A 17723-nucleotide genomic window follows, 5' to 3' on the forward strand; every position below is an offset into this window, starting at 1 on the left:
GATGTTTTTTCGGCCAACTAGACTGGCACCATCGTTCACCGTCCCTGTCAGCCGCCATGAACTACCTGATCTCCCTCGGCATCGGCCTGCTGGTCGGCGCGCTCTACGCCGTCCTCGACTTCCGCTCGCCGGCGCCCCCCGCCATCGCCCTGGTCGGCCTGCTTGGCATGCAGCTCGGCGAACAGCTTTTCCCCCTTGGCCGCGACCTGCTGCAGCAGTGGCTGCACTGATCGCCGCGACGACACGGAGCCCCCGATGAAAGCACTGCAATTCGACCGTACCGGCGACCTCGCCGCCCTCGAGCTGGTGGACATGCCCGACCCGCTTCCCGCCGCCGATGAGGTGCGGGTGGAAATCCGCGCCGCCGGGCTGAATCCGAGCGACGTGAAGAACGTCCTCGGCCGCTTCCCCTATACCACCCTGCCCCGGGTACCGGGCCGCGACTTCGCCGGGGTGGTGGTGGAGGGACCGAAGGCTCTGCTCGGCCAGGCGGTCTGGGGCACCGGGCGGGAGCCGGGATTCTTCCGCGACGGTAGCCACGCGCAGTTCCTGACCCTGCCGGCCGCCGGCGTCGCGCTCAAGCCGGAAAGCCTGAGCTTCGCCCAGGCCGCCAGTTGCGGGGTGCCCTACAGCACCGCCTGGGACGCCCTGCAACGCAGCCAGGTCAAGGCCGGCACCCGGCTCCTGGTAATCGGCGCCAACGGCGCGGTCGGCAAGGCCGCGCTGGCGCTGGCCAAGGCCCTGGGGGCCGAAGCGATCGGCGCGGTGCGGCGCGAGGAGCAACGCCAGGCGCTGGAAACGCAGGGCATCGCCGCGCTGCTGCTGGGCGAGCCGGCCGAACTGGCGGCACAGGTGGAAGGGATCTTCCCCGGCGGGGCCGAGGTGATCTTCGATACGACCGGTTTCTGGCTCGAGGCGGCGGTCCCGGCGCTGGCCGCCTTCGGTCGCCTGGCGATCATCGCCGCACCGGCCGACGGCCATGTGCGCCTACCCGCATTGAACCTGTACCGCCGCGGTGGCTCGGTGGTGGGGATCAACTCGCTGCTCTATGGCGTGGAAGCCTGCGCAGGCTTCCTCGACGCCTTCGGCAAGCTGTTCGACCAGGGCCGCCTGCCGCTGCCGGACGGGCTGCGGGAAGTCCCGCTGGAGCAGGGCGTTGAGCAGTACCGGGCAGTGAACGAAGGCACCTGCGAGAAGATCATCCTGGTGCCTTGAGGACCAGCGGAATCCCGGCAGAACACGCCGGGATTCCGCTGCGCGCAAGACTACTCCGCGCCGACCGCGAGCTTGCGGGCGCTGCGCGCCTCCTCCAGCTGCATGCAGCGCTCGAGGAACAGGTACATGTAGTCGTAGCTCTTGCAGATCGCGTCGCGCAGTTGCCGGCGCAGCTCGGCGCTGGGATTGGTGCCGGCCAGGGTGCAGATGATCTCCAGCGCCTCCCAGGGGTGGGCATCGTCGTACTGGGCGTGGAGCTTGAGCCACTTCATGGCGCGCTTGCGGCCTTCCTTGGGGAAGGCGTTTTCGTAGACGCCGTTCGAACAGACCAGCGCCGACCACTCGCCGGTGACGCCTTCGATGGCGTAGTTGGTGGCGGCCATGGCCACCGCCAGTGAGTCGCTGGCGCAGGTGTGCCAGCACCAGTGGCTGAGCGCGTGCAGTTCGGCCGGCACGTCTTGCGCCTGGATCTCGGCCAGGCTCACGCCGTGGGCCTCGGCCCAGTGCAGCCAGTAGTCGGCGTGGTTGAGTTCGACCCGAATGTTGCGCATCAGCCAGCGGCGCGCCATGTCTTCGCCGGGATGGCGGGCGAAACGGGTCTTCAGCAGGTTCTGCGACATGTACAAGGGGAACTGCTCGACCACCGGCCAGCCGCCGATCAGGTACAGGCGCATCAACGCCGGGCTCAGCTCGGCGTCGCGCATGCGCCGGTACAGCTCGTGACCGGAAACCCGGTCCTTGCTCGCCTGGCAGTCGACGATCAGTTGCTGCGCCCACTGCGGATAGCTTCCCGCCTCCTGCAAGGGGCCCGTACGGTCAAAGAACTCGCTCACACCCGTCTCCCTTCTCTTCTTGTCGGCAACGGCCTCATAGCAGCGAAACTACTCTTTCTTCGCCCCGCGGTCACCTACCGGAGGTTCTGTCCCAGGCTCGGCCACAGGCCCTGGGCATCCACTCCAGCCCCCGGAGGCTGGCGACTGAACGGCAGGGGCGCGCCGATGGCCAGGCCCTGGGCATAGTCGATGCCGATCTCGCGCAGCGCCTCCATCACTTCGACGGTCTCGACGAACTCCGCGATGGTACGTTTGCCCATTACGTGGCCGATATGGTTGATCACCTGGACCATGGCGCGATCGATGGGATCCTCGAGCATGTCCTTGACGAAGCTGCCATCGATCTTCAGGTAATCCACCGGCAGGTGCTTGAGGTAGATGAAGGACGACATGCCGGCGCAGAAATCGTCCAGGGAGAAACGACAACCGGTGTCCTTGAGTTCGTTGATGAAGCGGATGGCGCTGGCCAGGTTGGCAACCGCCACGGTTTCGGTGACCTCGAAGCAGATCGTCTGCGGCGGAATGCGGTAACGGGCGAACAGCTCGGTGAGGAACTGCAGGAACGACTCGTCGCCGATGGTCGCGCCGGAGAGGTTGATGGCGCAGGTGCCGATCGGCTCGGCGCGAGGGTCCTGGGCGCGCTCGACAAGGGTGCGGAAGGCATTCTCCACCACCCAGCGATCGATCAGCGTCATCAGGCCGTAGCGCTCGGCGGCGGGTATGAAGCTCAGCGGCGGCACCAGGCGCCCGCCCTCGTCGCGCAGGCGCAGCAGCAGTTCGACGTGCAAGCCCTCCTCCGCACCTTCGCCCAGCGGCACGATGGGCTGGGCATAGAGACTGAAGCGGTCTTCCTCCAGCGCCAGGTGGATGCGCTGGACCCAGGTCATCTCGCCGAAGCGCATCGATAGTTCGACGTCGTCCTGATGGAACACCTGGACCCGGTTGCGGCCCTTTTCCTTGGCCATGTAGCAGGCCATATCGGCGGAGCGCAGCGCCTCCTCGAGGGTCGAGATACCCGGCAGCAGGTGCACCAGGCCAACGCTGACGGTGCAGTTGAACGGCTGCCCGCTCCAGGTGAAGTGCAGGTCCTGGATGGTCTTGCGCAGATGGTCGGCGATCTCCACGGCTTTTTCCGCCGGACAGTTCTCCAGCAGGATGCCGAACTCGTCGCCGCCCAGCCGCGCCAGCGTGTCGCCCTCGCGCAAGCCTTGTTGCAGCAGGGTACAGACCTGGCGCAGCAGTTCGTCGCCGGCGGCGTGGCCGCAGGTGTCGTTGACCAGCTTGAACTGGTCCAGGTCGAGGAACATCAGGGCGTGCCGCCCGCTGTTGCGCTCCAGGCGTTCCAGCGCTATCTGCAGGCGATACTCGAACTCGCGGCGGTTGGTCAGCCCGGTCAACGCATCGTGGGTCGCCTGCCAGGACAGGCGCGCCATGTACTGGCGCTCGCGGGTCATGTCGTGAAGCACCAGGACCACCCCGGTGATCTCGGCGCCGCGGTGGATCGGCGCGCCCACCAGGGTCACCGGCACGCTGCTGCCGTCGTGGCGCAGGACCAGCTTGGAATGCTCGCGGCCGCCGTCGATCTCGCCGCTGAGGATCTGCTCGATCAGCAGCATGCCCTCCTCCCGCGAGCTTTCGTCGACGATCCGGAACAGCGACGCCAGGGGCAGGCCGCGGGCCTTGTCCAGCGTCCAGTTGGTCATCTGCTCGGCGGCCGGGTTGAGGTAGGAAATGCCCCCCTGGGTGTCGGCGGTGATCACTCCGTCGCCGATCGAGGCCAGGGTGATCTGGGCCCGTTCGCGCTCGGCATCGAGGGCGTTCTCCACTTCCTGGCGCTGCATCAGTTGCTGCCGGGTCCGCAGGAACGCCAGGAGGATGAGCACGCTGGCGGTGGTCAGGTTGGCCACCAGCAGCAGCCTGAGCAAGGCCCGCGAGCCCTCGCCGAGGGCGTCGCTGAAGGCCTTGGCAGCCGGCGTGACCTTCTCGTTGATCGCATGGATCTCGGTCTTCCACTGTTGCACCTGCTCGGCACTGGCCTGCCCGGCGCCGATGCCCGCGCGCATCTTGCCGGCGACGTCGATCAGTTCCATGACGTACTTGTCGCCCACCAGCCACAGCTCGATGGCGCGCTCGAAGTAACTGAAGTCGTGGAAGTTGCGGTACAGCCAGATGATCGCGGTAACGTCGTCGGCATGGTTGCCGCCCTTGAGGATGCCCTGGCGGGCCGCCTCGATGTCCGGGTCGGGCTGGTCCAGGGCAAGGCGCATCTCGCGGTCGCCGAGGGGGATCGCGATGGCCTCCTCGTAGCGGCGGAAGTCTTCGTCGGCGCGTGAGTCGGCATAGAGGGTGAGATAGTAGATGGCATCCTTCTGGCCCTTCGACCAGAGGCTTTCGCCGCCGACATAGCTGCGCACCGCGGAGAGGACGTAGAGACTGCCGCCCGCCAGCATGGCCTGCAACAGCACCACGACGATGAAGGGCCATACCAGGCCGAGCAGGCGGGGCTTGTCGAGAGTCCGGTTCTGCCTCATTCCATCTACCATTCAAACTGGCGCTAAGCGATCGGGTGCCGTCTCCGTCACCCCTGACTGCATCACCTGTCGGCCGCTCAAGATCCCGTCGCAGAACTCCCGAGGCCTTGCCTGCCGGCAGCCACGACGCTGGAGGAGGCGGACACCCGGCAAACAGTAGGAGTCTAGTGGCTGTTTGCCGAACCTGCCCTGCACCTGGCGGAACAGACAGCGTTTTTTATTGCCGCAGCCAATAAAAACCGGATGTCTTATATGGAATATACGAGAAAAACCGCCAGGCGACAGCCTGGCGCCTCACATCTGTTGCAGATGTCCGTAGAGCCGGGCGTAGAGGCCGCCTTCGGCGATCAGTTGCTGGTGATCGCCGTCTTCGGCGATATGCCCGCCATCGAAGACCAGGACCCGGTCGGCCTGCTTCACCGCCGACAGCCGATGGGCCACGATCAATGTGGTGCGGCCTTCGAGGAAGTCCCCGAGCGCCTGGTGCAGGGCGTACTCGGTAGCGGCGTCGAGGGCCGAGGTGGCCTCGTCGAGGATCACCACCTTGGGCTCGGCGAGGATCATCCGGGCGATCGCCAGGCGCTGCCGCTGACCGCCCGACAGGCGCACCCCGGAACGCCCGACCACGGTGTCCAGCCCCTGCGGCAGGCGCCGCACGCCGTCGGCCAACTGGGCGATCTCCAAAGCCCGCCAGCAGGCCTGGTCACTGCGTTCGCGGCCCATGGTCAGGTTGGCCCGCACGCTGTCGTTGAACAGCGCCGGATGCTGGAGGACCACCGCGACATGTTCGCGCACGCAGTCCAGGCCGATTTCCTCCAGGGGCACCCCGCCGTAGCGGATGCTGCCGCGCTGCGCACTGTAGAGGCCGAGCAGCAGTTGCACCAGCGTGCTCTTGCCGCCGCCGCTGGCGCCGACCAGGGCAACCTTCTCGCCGGCGCCGATGTTCAGGTCCAACTGCTCCAGGACCTTGTCCTCGCCGTAGGCGAAATCCAGCCCGCGCACCTCGATGCCAACGGTCGTGCGGCCGGCGAACGGATCGCGCAGCGGCGGGTAGCGCGGCTCGTCGGCCCGCGCCAGCAACTCGTTGATCCGCTGCAACGCGCCGCCAGCGGCGTAGTAGGCGTATTGCAGGCCGAGCAGCTGTTCGACCGGACCGATCATGAACCAGAGGTAGCTGAACACCGCGAGCATCTGGCCGATCGACAGGTCCGAGAGCAGCACGGTGAGCATCGCCGCGGCGCGGAACACGTCGATGCCGAACTGGAACAGCAGGCCGCTGGCGCGCCCGGCGGCGTCGCTCTTCCATTGCGAGGCCACGGCGTAGTCGCGGACCTCCTGGGCGCGGTGGCCGAGGCGGCCGAGGAAATAGCCCTGGCGATTGCCGGCGCGGACTTCCTGGATCGCCTCGAGGGTCTCGGTGAGCGCCTGGGTGAAGCGCGCGGTGCTGTCGTTCTCGAGCTTCTTGAGGTGCTTGACGCGCTTGCCCAGTTGTACCGTGGACCAGATCACCAGCGGGTTGAACAGCAGGATCAGCAAGGCCAGCTGCCAGTGCATCCAGACCAGGATCGCGGCGGTGCCGAGCAGCGTCAGCAAGGCGACCAGGAAGCGGCTGAGGGTTTCCCCGACGAACTTGTCCAGGGTGTCCAGGTCGGTCACCAGGTGGGCGCTGATCGAACCGCCGCCGAGGGTTTCGTATTCGCCCAGGGCGATATGCCGGAGGCGCTCGATCAGACGCAGGCGGATGCGGTAGACGATGTCCTTGGACAGCCGCGCGAACAGCTTCGCCTGGAGCACGTTGAACACCAGCGCCGCCCCCCGCAACAGGAGGGTCGCCGCCAGCATCAGGCCGATGTAGCCGAACGCCACCTGCCAGTCGGCGGGCAACAGGCGGTCCATGAAACGCAGCGCGCCGTCGCCCTTGCCGAGCAGCACTTCGTCCACCAGCAACGGCAGCAGCAAGGGGATCGGCACGGTGCAGAGGGTGGCCAGCACCGCCACCAGGTTGGCGAGCAACAGGGCTTTCTTGTGGCGCAGTGCGAGTCGACGAATCTCCGCCCAGCTCAGGCGGTCTCCGCGCTCACTCATGCCGGCCCCGTTCCAGCCAGCGGCCGAGCAAGGGTGAAAGTTCGGCAAGCGGCTGGTAGCCGTTGGTGAGCAACGCCAGTTGGCCGTTGCGTTCGGCCAGCAGGGTCGGGAACCCGGCGATGCCGAGGTCCTGGACCCAGGCGAAATCGGCGGCGGTGGCGTCACGCGCCTCGCCGCTGTCGAAGGCCGCGGCGAACTCGATGCGCGGAAGCCCCACCGCTTCCGCCAGGCCGGCGAGCACCGCCGCCTGGGTGACATCGCGACCCTCGGCGTAGAACGCCCGCTGGATCGCCCTTACCAGCGGCCAGGCGCTTTCCTCGTCGAGGCTGCGCGCCGCCACCAGGGCCCGGCAGGCCGGCTCGGTGTCATAGACGAAGCCTTCGGGCAACGCGTCGTCGAAGCGGAACGGCTGGCCGGTGGTCTGCTGCACGGTCTGCCAGTGGCCGAGGATGTAGCCGCGGGTATTCGGGTCGAGCGCCGCGCCGTGGCCGGCGCGCAGGCCACCGGCTACCAGGTGGAAAGCGACGCCGTCGGCGGCCGCCTGCCGGGACAGCGCCTCGGCGACCGGGGCGAAGCCCCAGCACCAGGAGCACATGGGGTCCATCACGTACAGCAGGCGGGCCTTGGCCAAGGTTCAGTTCTCCAGCGTGGACTGGCGCGGATCGCGACCGAGCGGGTGCGGCTGGTTGCGCTGCCGCGCCAGTTCGATCTGTTTCTGCCGCTCGCGGGCGCCGGCGCGGGTCTTCTCGCTCAGCGAGTCCCAGCAGTGCGGACAGCTGATGCCGGGCACGTAGTGCTCGGACTGGCGGTCCTCCAGCGAAACCGGGTTGCGGCAGGCGTGGCACTGATCGTACTCGCCCTCGCTAAGATCGTGGCGCACGGTCACGCGGTTGTCGAATACGAAGCAGTCGCCGCGCCACAGGCTCTGTTCCTGCGGCACCTCTTCGAGGTACTTGAGGATGCCGCCCTTGAGGTGGAAGACCTCCTCGAAACCGGCGCCGAGCATGTAGCTGGAAGCCTTCTCGCAGCGGATGCCGCCGGTGCAGAACATCGCCACCTTCTTGTGCCGCGCCGGGTCGTAGTGGGCCTTGATGTACTCGGGGAACTCGCGGAACGACCTGGTCTTCGGATCGACCGCGCCCTCGAAGGTGCCGATCGCCACCTCGTAGTCGTTGCGGGTATCGATCAGCAGGACTTCCGGATCGCTGATCAGGGCATTCCAGTCCTTCGCCTCGACATACTGGCCGACCTGCTTGTTCGGATCCACGCCAGGCACGCCGAGGGTGACGATTTCCTTCTTCAGCTTGACCTTGGTGCGGTAGAAGGGCTGTTCGTCGCAGTAGGATTCCTTGTGCTCGATATCGGCCAGCCGGGGATCGCTGCGCAGCCAGGCGAACAGCGCATCGATGCCTTCGCGGCTACCGGAGACGGTGCCGTTGATGCCTTCCTCGGCCAGCAGCAAGGTGCCTTTCACACCGTTGTCGAGCAGGGTTTGCAGCAGGGGTTCACGCAGCGCCACGTAATCGTCGAGAGTCACGAACTTGTACAGCGCCGCCACGACGATGGATGTCATGGGGATATAGCCTCCAGGTGGTCGCCCGCGTAAAGGGCGGACCGGAACGAAAAGCGCCAGCCGCTGGCGCCATGGAAACGACAACGCCGGCGGAAGGCCGGCGCTGGGTGCGTAGTCTAGCGCAGCAGGGGCAGGCTCTGCACCCCGCCGCGACGGACGCCGTCTCAGGGTATGTCGTGCTTGCTCCCGCCGCGGCAGGTCGGCGAGGCCGGCACCGCAGCCTGGCTCCACTCCTCAGGGGTGAAGGTATGCAGCGCCAGGGCGTGGAACTCGCCCATCAACCCACCGAGGGTGGCATATACCTTCTGGTGCCGCTTCACCGCGTTCAACCCGGCGAACTGCGGGCTGACCAGCACCACCTTGAAGTGGGTCTCCAGCCCGCGGCTGTGCATGTGGCTCTCGTCGAGCACCTCGACGTGTTGCGGATCGAGGGGCTGCAGGGCGGTCTGGATACGGTCACGCATGCTCATCGCGAATCACGACTCACTTTTTCTTCTGGGCCGGCGCGGCGACGCCGAGTTCCTTGTCCATGTCGGCCATCAGCTTGTTCACCGGCTCGACGGCGCCTTGCAGCTTGGCCTGGGTCAGTTGGGCGGATTCGGCGGTCAGGCGCGGCATCTTCTCCAGCACCTTCTTGCCCAGCGGCGACTGGTAGAAGGCATTCAGGTCCTTCAGCTCGGACTCGGTGAAGTTGGTGGTGTAAAGCTTGATCAGCTCGGGCTTGATCTTGTCCCAGCCGATGGCGCGGTCCAGTTCGGCATTGGCCTTGGCCTGGTAACGCTCGAGAACCGCCTTCTTGCTCTCCGGCGCCTTGGCCTGGGCGAAGCGCTGGGCCAGCATCTGCTGCACCTGGGCATAGACCGGGACCGTCAGCTTGTCGGCATGGACCAGCTTGAGGAATTGCTCGGCCTGGCTGGCGGAATCGGCCATGGCCATGGAGCTGAGGCTGAGCAGCACGGCGCTGCCGATGAGGCGAAGACGGGTCATGGAAAATCCTTGAGGTTGGGTAGATGTGTCCGTGGGACCCGACATTCTGCGCCTAAGTTCGAAATCCGCTCAAGCGCGGCGCCGAATATCGGGAGAATCCTATCCGGCGCCCGCCCGCTCCATGCCGTCTACTATCAGTTCTGTAGTGGGTACTTGCCGCCTTCCTTCCGCAGCCGGCATGCTTGCGTCGGCCTGTCACATGGATGTGTTAGATGAACGGAACCGCCGCCGATACCCTCGCCGTATCGCCCCCGCCCCTGCGCAACCTCTGCGACGGCCACGGCCGGCTCGATCCCCGGGCGGTCGGCTGGTCCGCCCGGCCGCGGGTGCTCTGCCACATCCCCGGCCACTTCGGCCGGCGCAAGCGCTGGAACCACTGGTGCATCGTCAGCCCCGGCTGGATGCTCTCGCTGACCATCGCCGACCTCGACTACCTGACCTACGGCGCCGCCTATTTCCTCGACCTGGACAGCGGCCAGGCGGTAGCGCACACGCAGATCCGCTTCTTCGGCCTCGGCTGCCAGTTGCCCGACGAGCCGCAGGCCAGCCATGCCTTCGAGCATCCCCGCCTGCAATTGCGCTTCGACGAACAGCCCGGGCGCCTGCGCGTCACCGGCCAGGCCCCGGACCTCGGTGGCCTGCCGCTGGAGCTGGCGCTGGAAGTGCGACGACCGTCGCACCTGGAGTCGGTGAACCTGGTGGTGCCGATGGGCGAACACACCTTCCATGCCTGCAGCCGCCAGCTCGGCCTGCCGATCAGCGGCTGCCTGCAGCTCGGCCGCCGACGCTACGACTGCCAGGCGGGCCAGAGCTTCGCCGCGCTGGACTTCGGCCGCGGCGTCTGGCCGCTGCATACCTACTGGACCCGCGCCGCCTTCGCCGCCCCCGGCGGCATCGCCGGCAACTTCGGCACCGGCTGGACCGAAGCCAGCGACCTGCGCGAGAACGCCCTGTGGTTCGGCGGCAAGCTCAGCCGCGTGCTCGACGACGTGCACATCCGCGAGCCTCGCGACCCGCTGGCCGAATGGCGCCTGGACAGCGCCTGCGGTCGCGTCGAGCTGCTCTTCCGTCCCGAACAGCTGCACCAGGCGCGGCCCAGCGTCGGCCTGTTCTATGCCAATACCCGCCAGTGGTTCGGCCGTTTCAACGGCACCCTGCGCCACGACGACGGCGACTGCGTGCCGGTGGACGGCGCCCTCGGCTGGATCGGTTCGACCCGCGCGCGCTGGTGAGGCCGGCGGCGGGCAATCTATTTCCGACCCGCAGCGCGGCGAAAAATGCCCACGAGGAAGCGACGGCAGCGGAACCCAAGGCGGGAGCGAAGGCCTAAACTGCCGGATACGCACCCTGGAGAACACTCATGAGCCGGACCGAAACCGATAGCCTGGGCACCATCGAGGTGCCCGACGACGCCTACTGGGGCGCCCAGACCCAGCGTTCGCTGGAGAACTTCGCCATCGGCGGCCAGCGCATGCCGCTCGCCGTGATCCACGCCCTGGCGCTGATCAAGAAAGCCGCCGCGCGGGTCAACGACCACCTCGGCGAACTGCCGCCGGAAGTCGCCCGGCTGATCGAACAGGCCGCCGACGAAGTCCTCGCAGGCCGCCACGACGAACACTTCCCGCTGGTGGTCTGGCAGACCGGCAGCGGCACCCAGACCAACATGAACGTCAACGAGGTGATCGCTGGCCGCGCCAACGAACTGGCCGGCAATCCGCGTGGCGGCAAGTCGCCGGTGCATCCCAACGACCACGTCAACCGCGCGCAGAGTTCCAACGACAGCTTCCCCACCGCCATGCACATCGCCGCCGCCAAGGCCGTGCACGAACAATTGCTGCCGGCCATCGCCGAGCTTTCCGGCGGTCTCGCCGAACAGTCGGCGCGGCACGCCAGTCTGGTCAAGACCGGGCGCACCCACCTGATGGACGCCACGCCGATCACCTTCGGCCAGGAACTCTCGGCCTTCGTCGCCCAGCTCGACTACGCCGAGCGCGCCATCCGCGCGGCGCTGCCGGCGGTCTACCAGTTGGCCCAGGGCGGCACCGCGGTGGGCACCGGGCTCAACGCGCCGAAGGGCTTCGCCGACGCCATCGCCGCGGAAATCGCCGCCGAATCGGGCCTGCCCTTCGTCGCCGCGCCGAACAAGTTCGCCGCCCTGGCCGGCCACGAGCCGCTGGTCATCCTCTCCGGCGCCCTGAAGAGCCTGGCGGTGGCCCTGATGAAGATCGCCAACGACCTGCGCCTGCTCGGTTCCGGCCCACGCGCCGGCTTCGCCGAGGTGAAGCTGCCGGCCAACGAGCCGGGCAGCTCGATCATGCCCGGCAAGGTCAACCCGACCCAGTGCGAGGCGCTGTCGATGCTGGCCTGCCAGGTCATGGGCAACGACAGCACGATTTCCTTCGCCGCCAGCCAGGGCCATCTGCAACTCAACGTGTTCAAGCCGGTGATCGTCTACAACCTGCTGGAGTCCATCCGCCTGCTCGCCGACGGCTGCCGCAACTTCAACAAGCATTGCGTCGCCGGCCTGGAGCCGGACGCCCAGCGCATGGCCGACCTGCTGGAGCGCGGCCTGATGCTGGTCACCGCACTGAACCCGCACATCGGCTACGACAAGGCCGCCGAAATCGCCAAGAAGGCCTACGCCGAAGGCACCACCCTGCGCGCCGCGGCGCTGCAGCTGGGCTACCTGGACGAAGCGCAGTTCGACGAATGGGTACGGCCGGAGCAGATGCTGGAGGCCGGCCACCATGGTTGAAACCGCCAAGACCGGCGCCACCCCGCTGGAAGGCGACGGCAAGCGCATCCTGCTGATCGTCGGCTCGCCCAAGCGCAAGAGCTTCTGCCACCTGCTCGCCGAATGCTACGCCCAGGGCGCGCGCAGCAAGGATCACGTGGTGCGCGAACTGAAGCTGGGCGAGCTGGCCTTCGACCCGATCCTCCACGAAGGCTACGAACAGAGCCAGGTGCTCGAACCCGACCTGCTGGAAGCGCAGCGGCAGATCCACTGGGCCGAGCACCTGGTGTTCGTCTACCCGGTCTGGTGGGGCGGCCTGCCGGCGTTGCTGCAGGGCTTCTTCGACCGCGTCCTGCAGCCGGGCTTCGCCTTCCGCTACCGCGGCACCCAGGACAAGGACTGGGAGCAACTGCTGGGCGGGCGCAGCGCCGACCTGCTGGTCTGCCACGACCAGCCGCTGTCGCGGCTGCGCTTCCTCAAGGGCCCGCCGGCGCACCGGCAGATGGTGCGCAGCGTGCTCGGCGCCTGTGGCATCGCCACCCGCCGCCTGGAAGAGTTCGCGCCGATGCGCAGTTCCAGCGAGGAACAGCGCCAGGGCTGGCTGCGTCGCGCCGAACAGCTCGGCAGCCAGGTCTAGTTCCCTTCCCGCCCGGCTGCGGCCGGGCGCGGACACTGATCGTTCTGACAGGTCCGCCACCTTCCCGCCGGCTTCCCTTCCCCGCCCCCATGGCGGCCCTTTGCCTGCCTCTACCGGCTCACAGTGCGGGTGCCGACCGCTTTGCATTCCGCGACATCCATCAGGAATGGGTAGCGAATCTGACCGGCCCGTCACATTTGGTAGGGACCTCAAACCGGCACCGAGGGCTAGGATCAGCCCGCTTCGAAATGAATCCGGTTCTGGAAAAAAGGACTTGTCATGAAACACTACTCAGCCACCCTGGCACTCCTGCCACTCACCCTCGCCCTGTTCCTGCCCCAGGCAGCCCATGCCCACGGCTCGATGGAAACGCCGCCCAGTCGGGTCTACGGCTGCTTCCTCGAAGGTCCGGAGAATCCCAAGTCGGCCGCCTGCAAGGCCGCCGTCGCCGCCGGCGGCACCCAGGCACTGTACGACTGGAATGGCGTCAACCAGGGCAACGCCAACGGCAACCACCAGGCGGTGGTCCCCGACGGCCAGCTCTGCGGCGCCGGCAAGGCACTGTTCAAGGGCCTGAACCTGGCTCGCAGCGACTGGCCCAGCACTGCCATCGCGCCGGACGCCAGCGGCAACTTCCAGTTCGTCTACAAGGCCAGCGCGCCGCACGCGACCCGCTACTTCGACTTCTACATCACCAAGGACGGCTATAACCCCGAGAAGCCGCTGGCCTGGAGCGACCTGGAACCCGCGCCGTTCTGCTCGATCACCAGCGTCAAGCAGGAGAACGGCACCTACCGGATGAACTGCCCGCTGCCCCAGGGCAAGACCGGCAAGCATGTGATCTATAACGTCTGGCAGCGCTCGGACAGCCCGGAAGCCTTCTACGCCTGCATCGACGTGAGCTTCAGCGGCGCCGTCGCCAACCCCTGGCAAGCGCTGGGCAACCTGCGCGCGCAGCAGGACCTGCCAGCCGGTGCTACCGTCACCCTGCGTCTGTTCGATGCCCAGGGCCGCGACGCCCAGCGTCACAGCCTGACCCTGGCCCAGGGCGCCAACGGTGCCAAGCAATGGCCGCTGGCGCTGGCGCAGAAGGTCAACCAGGACTCCACCCTGGTCAACATCGGCGTGCTGGATGCCTACGGGGCGGTCAGCCCGGTGGCCAGCTCGCAGGACAACCAGGTCTACGTGCGCCAGGCCGGCTACCGCTTCCAGGTCGACATCGAACTGCCGGTCGAGGGCGGCGGCGAGCAACCGGGCGGCGACGGCAAGGTCGACTTCGACTATCCGCAAGGCCTGCAGCAATACGACGCCGGGACCGTAGTGCGCGGTGCCGATGGCAAGCGCTACCAGTGCAAGCCCTACCCGAACTCCGGCTGGTGCAAGGGCTGGGACCTCTACTACGCCCCGGGCAAGGGCATGGCCTGGCAGGACGCCTGGACCCTGCTGTAACGCCCTCGACTGCCGCCCGCTCCGGGCGGCAGTCGTTTTCGCCGCCAGGCACCCGCCGCGAGACGGCGAATCCGCGCAACGGTACAGTCCCCCGGCGAAACCCTGGCTACGTGTGCCTGTTCAAGCTGCCGTGCGCTCCCTAGGCTGGTCCGACCACCAGCACGGGGAAACCACGCATGCCTTTTTCTCTCGCCGCCCTCCAACAGGCCGCCGCCATCGTCCACCAGAGCCTGCCGCCGACGCCGCAGATACGCTGGCCGCTGCTATGCGAGGCACTGGGTTGCGAAGTGTGGATGAAGCACGAGAACCACCTGCCGGTGGGGGCCTTCAAACTGCGCGGCGGCCTGGTGTATTTCCACCACCTGGCGCACCAGGGCGAGCGGCCGGCCGCCGTGATCAGCGCGACCCGCGGCAACCACGGCCAGTCGGTGGCCTTCTCGGCGAGCCGCTACGGCATCCAGCCGATCATCGTCGTGCCGCACGGCAACAGCCGCGAGAAGAACGCGGCGATGCGCAGCCTTGGCGCGGAGCTGATCGAGCACGGCGAGGACTTCCAGGCCTCCCGCGAATACGCCGCCGAGCGCGCCCGGCGCGAAGGCCTGCACCTGATTCCGGCGTTCCATCCCTGGCTGGTGGCCGGGGTCGCCAGCTACAGCCTGGAGTTGTTCGCCGCGCTGGCCGACCTTGACGAAGTCTACGTGCCGATCGGTATGGGTTCGGGCATCTGCGGTCTGATCGCCGCGCGCGACGCGCTGGGCCTGAAGACCCGCATCGTCGGCGTGGTGTCCGCCCATGCGCCGGCCTACGCCCTGTCGTTCGAGGCCGGCACGGCGATCAGCCACCCGGTCGACACCCGCCTGGCCGACGGCATGGCGTGCAGTACGCCGGACCCGAGCGCGCTGGAAATGATCCTGGCCGGCGCCGATCGCCTGGTGCGGGTCAGCGACAGGGAGATCGGCGCGGCCATGCGCCTGTGCTTCACCAGCACCCACAACGTCGCCGAGGGCGCCGGGGTGGCGGCGCTGGCCGCCGCCTGGCAGGAGCGCGAGCGCCTGAAGGGGCTGAAGGTAGGCCTGATCCTCAGCGGAGCGAACGTCAACCGCGAGGTATTCGCCGAGCAACTGGCCGCCGGCGACTGAGCCGGCGCCGCTAGGCCAGCCCCGCGAGGAGCAGCAGCCACCAGGCGAGCACCAGCAACTGCACGAAGAAGCCGGCAAAACGCAGCCAGACGAACAGCGCGGAGGTGCTGACCAGGTGCATCAGCGACTGGAACAGCCGGGCGCCGAGCACCAGTGGCGCCAACGGGTCGGTCAGGCTGCTCTGCCCGCTGGCGATCGCGTAGAGCAGCGCGCCGGCCAGCAGCGGCAGGTTCTCCACGCAGTTGGCATGGACTCGCACCAGCCGCTGGCCGAAACCGCCAGGCGTGTTGCTGCCATCGGCGGCGAAGGCGTTCACCGCCATCCGCCCGCCGAGTACCAGCAGGCCGCGCTGGCTGACCAGCAGGAAGACCAGCAACAGGGTCCAGGCGATCAGGCCGAGCAGGCAGATCGCGCTAGGGCTGAGAAACATGGATGACGCTCCTTCTATTGTGTTGTCGTGGGAAGGATGAAGCGTCTGGATTCTAGGCCGGCTAGAGCAATTGCTCTATTCGCAGTCCGCCGTCCTTAAGTCGTGTTCTGCCGGCACGCCGCTCGGCCCCGATGTACGCCGTCGGCGGATGCGTAACCGGACGACCCACTGCCCGCGGCCTTCCGAACGGACAAAGAAAAGCCCCGCCGAAGCGGGGCCTTCCTTGCACGCAGCACTCAGGGCTGTCTTCTCATCAGAGCGAATCGAGATAGCGCTCCACATCCAGCGCGGCCATGCAGCCGGCGCCGGCCGAGGTGATCGCCTGGCGGTAGACGTGGTCGGCCACGTCGCCGGCGGCGAACACACCCGGTACGTTGGTCGCGGTGGCGTTGCCTTCGCGCCCGCCGTTGACCACCAGGTAGCCGTCCTTCAGGGCCAGTTGCCCTTCGAACAGCGAGGTATTGGGAGTATGGCCGATGGCGACGAACATGCCATCCACGGCGATCTCCTCGCTGCCACCATCGCGGGTCTTCAGGCGCACGCCGGTGACGCCCATCGTGTCGCCAAGCACCTCATCGACCTCGGCGTTGAGCTTGAGCACTATCTTGCCTTCGGCGACCCGCGCCTGCAGCTTGTCCTGGAGAATCTTCTCGGCGCGGAAGGTTTCGCGACGATGCACCAGGGTCACCCGGCTGGCGATGTTGGCCAGGTACAGGGCCTCTTCGACAGCGGTATTGCCGCCGCCGATCACCGCCACTTCGCGGTTGCGGTAGAAGAAACCGTCGCAGGTGGCGCAGGCCGACACGCCCTTGCCCATGAACGCCTGCTCCGACGGCAACCCCAGGTAGCGCGCGCTGGCACCGGTGGCGACGATCAGTGCGTCGCAGGTGTAGGTGCCATTGTCGCCGCGCAGGGTGAACGGCTTGCCGGCCAGGTCCACGGCATGAATGTGGTCGAAGACGATCTCGGTCTCGAAGCGCTCGGCGTGCTCCTGCATCCGCTGCATCAGTGCCGGGCCGGTCAGGCCGTGGGGATCGCCCGGCCAGTTGTCGACCTCGGTGGTGGTGGTCAACTGGCCGCCGGCCTGCATGCCGGTGATCAGCAGCGGCTTGAGGTTGGCGCGCGCGGCGTAGACAGCCGCGCTGTAACCGGCGGGACCGGAACCGAGGATGATCACTCGGGCGTGGCGGAGGGTATCGGGCATCTCGTCGGACTCCTGCCGACATCAGCGTCGGCGCGAATAAAAACGGGGCCACCAAAGCACATGGGGAAGGCTTGGAAGGAGCGGTCGCCCCGGGAAAAGGTCGGCCGGGCACACTTCGCGCCCGGCATCGGGATCACAGTGCCTCGGCGTTCTCGGCCAGGTACGAGGCCACGCCCTCGGCGCTCGCCTTCATGCCTTTCTGGCCCTTGCGCCAGCCGGCCGGGCAGACCTCGCCGTGTTCCTCGGTGAACTGCAGGGCCTCGACCAGGCGCACCATCTCGTCCACCTCACGCCCCAGCGGCAGGTTGTTCACCACTTGGTGCTGGACCACCCCGGCGCGGTCGATCAGGAACGAAGCACGCAAGGCCACGCCGTCCTCGTGCTCGATGCCGTAGGCGCGGGTGATCTCGTGCTTGACGTCGGCGACCATGGTGAACTCGACCGCACCGATGCCGCCCTTCTCCACCGGCGTGCTGCGCCAGGCGTGATGGGTGAACTGCGAGTCGATGGAGACACCGACCACCTCGACGCCCAGCTCGCGGAACTTATCCATGCGGTTATTGTGGGCGATGATTTCCGAGGGGCAGACGAAAGTGAAGTCGAGCGGCCAGAAGAACAGTACGACGTACTTGCCGCGCAGGCTGGAAAGCTGGAAGGCATCGACGATGGAACCGTCGCCGAGGACCGCGGCGGCAGTGAAATCGGGGGCTTGCTTGTTGACCAGTACGCTCATCGCGAGGCTCCTAGAAGGTTGGGTTCCGCCCGGCGACGCCAGGCTCCCGGAAGAATATGCAGCGCAGGTTACCCAGCCACGACGATGCATTGAAATGTCGAATTTCAATTCGCACGATAGAGTCAGCCTATGCTCTCAACCTGCGGCTAGACTCATGCTGTCGCCCATTACCC

At 67.3% G+C, this 17723-nt stretch carries 17 protein-coding genes; 7 read left to right on the plus strand and 10 right to left on the minus strand.

What is annotated here, in order from left to right:
- The first annotated feature begins 56 nt into the window (after nt 1-56).
- Nucleotides 57-230, plus strand: a complete 174-nt coding sequence (locus ACI766_RS21910) for a DUF1427 family protein (RefSeq protein ID WP_003106572.1) — start codon at nt 57-59, stop codon at nt 228-230.
- 25 nt (nt 231-255) lie between these two features.
- Nucleotides 256-1215 (plus strand): quinone oxidoreductase family protein, encoded by a 960-nt coding sequence (locus ACI766_RS21915; protein WP_003106575.1) that lies wholly within the window; start codon nt 256-258, stop codon nt 1213-1215.
- 50 nt (nt 1216-1265) lie between these two features.
- Here ACI766_RS21915 and ACI766_RS21920 read toward each other — a convergent pair whose 3' ends face one another.
- From ACI766_RS21920 to ACI766_RS21950, 7 genes are all read right to left on the minus strand, one after another.
- Nucleotides 1266-2048 (minus strand): TenA family transcriptional regulator, encoded by a 783-nt coding sequence (locus tag ACI766_RS21920; RefSeq protein ID WP_003106577.1) that lies wholly within the window; start codon nt 2046-2048, stop codon nt 1266-1268.
- Between the two features lie 74 nt (nt 2049-2122).
- Nucleotides 2123-4579 (minus strand): EAL domain-containing protein, encoded by a 2457-nt coding sequence (locus tag ACI766_RS21925; RefSeq protein WP_003145639.1) that lies wholly within the window; start codon nt 4577-4579, stop codon nt 2123-2125.
- A gap of 294 nt (nt 4580-4873) precedes the next feature.
- A complete protein-coding gene (locus ACI766_RS21930) occupies nt 4874-6664 on the minus strand; it encodes an ABC transporter ATP-binding protein (RefSeq protein ID WP_003106581.1) in 1791 nt (596 codons plus the stop codon).
- Nucleotides 6657-7259: a DsbA family protein gene (locus ACI766_RS21935; RefSeq protein ID WP_003145641.1), complete on the minus strand. Its 603-nt coding sequence runs from the start codon at nt 7257-7259 to the stop codon at nt 6657-6659. Before ACI766_RS21935 ends, ACI766_RS21930 begins: the two co-directional genes overlap by 8 nt.
- Nucleotides 7260-7298: 39 nt before the next feature.
- Entirely contained in the window at nt 7299-8237 is a 939-nt protein-coding gene (locus tag ACI766_RS21940) for a rhodanese-related sulfurtransferase (protein ID WP_003085861.1), read from the minus strand.
- A 164-nt stretch (nt 8238-8401) separates the two neighbouring features.
- A complete protein-coding gene (locus ACI766_RS21945) occupies nt 8402-8707 on the minus strand; it encodes a BolA family protein (RefSeq protein ID WP_003114234.1) in 306 nt (101 codons plus the stop codon).
- Between the two features lie 13 nt (nt 8708-8720).
- Nucleotides 8721-9269 (minus strand): DUF2059 domain-containing protein, encoded by a 549-nt coding sequence (locus ACI766_RS21950; protein WP_003120754.1) that lies wholly within the window; start codon nt 9267-9269, stop codon nt 8721-8723.
- Between the two features lie 167 nt (nt 9270-9436).
- On the opposite strand from ACI766_RS21950, the gene ACI766_RS21955 reads away from it, so the two are divergent.
- The 5 genes from ACI766_RS21955 (at nt 9437) to ACI766_RS21975 (ending at nt 15183) form a co-directional block, all read left to right on the plus strand.
- Nucleotides 9437-10456, plus strand: a complete 1020-nt coding sequence (locus tag ACI766_RS21955) for a DUF2804 domain-containing protein (RefSeq protein ID WP_003114233.1) — start codon at nt 9437-9439, stop codon at nt 10454-10456.
- A 128-nt stretch (nt 10457-10584) separates the two neighbouring features.
- Entirely contained in the window at nt 10585-11979 is a 1395-nt protein-coding gene (locus ACI766_RS21960; protein WP_003085854.1) for a class II fumarate hydratase, read from the plus strand.
- Nucleotides 11972-12595 carry an NAD(P)H-dependent oxidoreductase gene (locus ACI766_RS21965; RefSeq protein ID WP_003114232.1) on the plus strand — a complete coding sequence of 208 codons (624 nt, stop codon included), beginning with the start codon at nt 11972-11974 and terminating at the stop codon, nt 12593-12595. The genes ACI766_RS21960 and ACI766_RS21965 overlap by 8 nt, the downstream gene beginning before the upstream one ends.
- Before the next feature lie 279 nt (nt 12596-12874).
- Nucleotides 12875-14044, plus strand: a complete 1170-nt coding sequence (cbpD, locus tag ACI766_RS21970) for a chitin-binding protein CbpD (protein ID WP_087823802.1) — start codon at nt 12875-12877, stop codon at nt 14042-14044.
- Nucleotides 14045-14220: 176 nt separating this feature from the next.
- On the plus strand, nt 14221-15183 hold the full coding sequence (locus ACI766_RS21975) for a threonine dehydratase (RefSeq protein WP_031652777.1): 963 nt from the start codon (nt 14221-14223) through the stop codon (nt 15181-15183).
- Nucleotides 15184-15193: 10 nt separating this feature from the next.
- Here the strand turns inward: ACI766_RS21975 and ACI766_RS21980 are convergent, their stop codons facing one another.
- The 3 genes from ACI766_RS21980 to ACI766_RS21990 all read right to left on the minus strand — a co-directional run bounded on the left by ACI766_RS21980 (nt 15194) and on the right by ACI766_RS21990 (nt 17550).
- Nucleotides 15194-15613, minus strand: coding sequence for an MAPEG family protein (locus ACI766_RS21980; RefSeq protein ID WP_003085846.1), 420 nt, complete (start codon nt 15611-15613; stop codon nt 15194-15196).
- Between the two features lie 253 nt (nt 15614-15866).
- Nucleotides 15867-16817 (minus strand): thioredoxin-disulfide reductase, encoded by a 951-nt coding sequence (gene trxB / locus ACI766_RS21985; RefSeq protein WP_003114229.1) that lies wholly within the window; start codon nt 16815-16817, stop codon nt 15867-15869.
- A 133-nt stretch (nt 16818-16950) separates the two neighbouring features.
- Nucleotides 16951-17550: a peroxiredoxin gene (locus ACI766_RS21990; RefSeq protein ID WP_003085842.1), complete on the minus strand. Its 600-nt coding sequence runs from the start codon at nt 17548-17550 to the stop codon at nt 16951-16953.
- Nucleotides 17551-17723 lie beyond the last annotated feature (173 nt).

The organism is Pseudomonas sp. DL, assembly GCF_047199225.1.
Lineage (GTDB): Bacteria > Pseudomonadota > Gammaproteobacteria > Pseudomonadales > Pseudomonadaceae > Pseudomonas > Pseudomonas aeruginosa.